Source organism: Rhizobium sp. CF122 (genome assembly GCF_000282035.1).
GTDB lineage: Bacteria > Pseudomonadota > Alphaproteobacteria > Rhizobiales > Rhizobiaceae > Rhizobium.
Genome location: NZ_AKKA01000092.1, coordinates 1 through 2,347 on the forward strand (window position 1 = coordinate 1; position 2,347 = coordinate 2,347).

At 57.1% G+C, this 2,347-nt stretch carries 2 protein-coding genes and 2 tRNA genes; all 4 read left to right on the plus strand.

Annotated elements, in window-relative coordinates:
* Positions 1-785 (plus strand): YcbK family protein (locus PMI09_RS23740; protein WP_007800445.1); only part of this gene is annotated, 785 nt, incomplete at its 5' end.
* A gap of 197 nt (positions 786-982) precedes the next feature.
* Positions 983-1,057, plus strand: a tRNA-Glu gene (locus tag PMI09_RS23745).
* A 381-nt stretch (positions 1,058-1,438) separates the two neighbouring features.
* Positions 1,439-1,987 (plus strand): alpha/beta fold hydrolase, encoded by a 549-nt coding sequence (locus tag PMI09_RS23750; RefSeq protein ID WP_007800448.1) that lies wholly within the window; start codon positions 1,439-1,441, stop codon positions 1,985-1,987.
* Positions 1,988-2,106: 119 nt separating this feature from the next.
* Positions 2,107-2,181: transfer RNA gene (locus PMI09_RS23755), tRNA-Glu, on the plus strand.
* The last annotated feature ends 166 nt before the right edge of the window (positions 2,182-2,347 follow it).

Sequence of the window (2,347 nt, forward strand, 5' to 3'; positions counted from 1 at the left end):
CCCCCGCCAATATCGGCGGCTTGGCAATGCAATCAACCGGCATCAATGCGCAGGCGATGAGCATCTTTTCGGTACGCACGCTGCCGCAGAACAATCCGACCTCGACCCAACTGCAGCCGGCCGGTGGTAGCGCCTACGCGCCGGTTGGTGTCAGCCCCACGCGCTCGAGCGTGTATAGCAGCCAGGTTCCGGTCGATCAGTCCCAGCAAACACAGCAGGGCCAGCCGCTATTGCCACAGCAATCCTCACAGAACACGAGCGCCCCGACGCAGAGCGCCTCATTCTCGACGGGAGCCCTGGCAGGCCAGACGATGAATGCGCTCTACAGCGCGCCCAGGCAAAACTTGCTCGGCAGTCTTTCCGGATTGCTGCAAAAAGCCTCCCTGCCCGGCATGACGCGGATTGCGCCCAACGGCCTGCATCTTCAAAACGACAAAGTGGAAGTCGGCTGCTTCAAGCCGAACTTGCTGAACGTGATCAAGGCGGTCGAAACGCATTTCGGCAAACCGGTCGTCGTCACCTCGGGCTACCGCGACCCGGACCACAACCGCATGGTCGGCGGCGCCGAAGAATCCATGCACAAGACCTGTGACGCGGCCGACATTCAGATCGACGGCGTGTCGAAATGGGATATCGCAAGCTATATCCGCTCGCTGCCGGATCGCGGCGGTGTCGGCACCTACTGCCATACCGACTCTGTCCACCTCGACACCGGAAAGAACCGGGATTGGAACTGGGGTTGTGGAGGCAGGACTGCTCCGGCGACCATCGCGCACGCCCTGTGACGCTGCTGTTCAGGCGTTCACAACGCTACGTAAGTTTGCTGGATGAATTGCGAACACCGACCAATAGTATTTTGATTCGGCTGCAATAAACGGCATTTCGCACCCGCATAAAATTCCTGCGATTATTATGAAAAAAATCGAATTTGCCGCTTGCGGGATTTAAAGTGCCTGACTATAAGGGCGCCACCGCGAAGGAAGCGCCCTTCGTCTATCGGTTAGGACACCAGATTTTCATTCTGGGAAGAGGGGTTCGACTCCCCTAGGGCGTGCCACTTCAAATTCTCCATTCAATGTTTTCAATACCTTATGAGCGGCATTTGCTAACGCCGTTTCCCTGCTAGCAGATTTTCGTTTTCGTCCGTTCTCATGGTCACTTCACCTTGCCCATGGCACCCTTAGCCAGCTTCTTCTGGTTGATGTCTGCCACGTAGCGGAGCCCGCTCCCGAGGGAATAACAAGGCTCCCGCTGCCAATCACGCCTCCGTCCGCAAGGGGTGGCACGCGTCCCGAGTTGATGGCATCTAGAAGAGCACGTTGTCGAGCAACCGCTGCGGCGTTGACGACGTTTCCCCGTTGCTGAGTATTCCCGCGCTCTTTCGGAGTCTCATAGCCCAGCCTTGCGTCCGTCAGTGTCCGTCGAATAAAATGGCGCAATGGCTAAGCAGGTCCTCTTCGTTCAAGGAGCAGGCGAAGGCGTCCACGACCACTGGGACAACAAGCTCGTGGCGAGCCTCGCGCGCGAGCTCGGCGAAAGCTATGCCATCCGCTATCCCCGAATGCCCGGTGAAGACGATCCTAGCTACTCAGTCTGGAAGGCTGCCTTGGCGAAAGAGTTCGACTCGCTGGAGGACGAGGCAATTCTCGTAGGTCACTCGTTCGGCGGCACCATTTTGATCCATGCGCTTGCCAAGCAGCCGAAGCTGAGATTCGGCGGGTTGTTTGTCATCGCTGCGCCGTTCTTCGGTGAAGGCGGATGGCCAAGCGACTGCATGGGTGACTGCGGCGACGTCTCAGAACGCCCTTCGCCCGGCATTCCCCTCTATCTCTATCATAGCATTGACGACGCGGAGGTGCCCGCTACCCATGTTTATCTCTATGCGAAAGCGATTCCGCACGCCGTGGTTCGGATGTTCGAACGCAAGGATCACCAGTTCAACAATGATTTGAGCGACGTCGCGCGGGACATCCGTTCACTGTATTAAGCTGAGGGCATCGGTTCGCGCCCGGCCAAGCAAGACCAAAGAAGTCGTCGCCATCTCCGCTTTCACAAAGCTCGAACGTCTTGTCGAACTGCCTGTTCGTTCCTATTTCTTTGCCTAATGCGCCCTTCGTCTATCGGTTAGGACAACAGATTCTCATTCTGTAAAGAGGGGTTCGATTCCCCTAGGGCGTACCAGACCTCTCGATTGTGGATTGCACGCAGGATCGCACGTACGCGCCACTGGCGCGATCAAACTCGTCACGTTTGCGGATCATACCTCGCGATCCGTCTAGGTCATAAAAATCAGCCTAACCTCCATAATCCGCTCTATTTCGACGCGACGACAAGCATAATCGCCGTC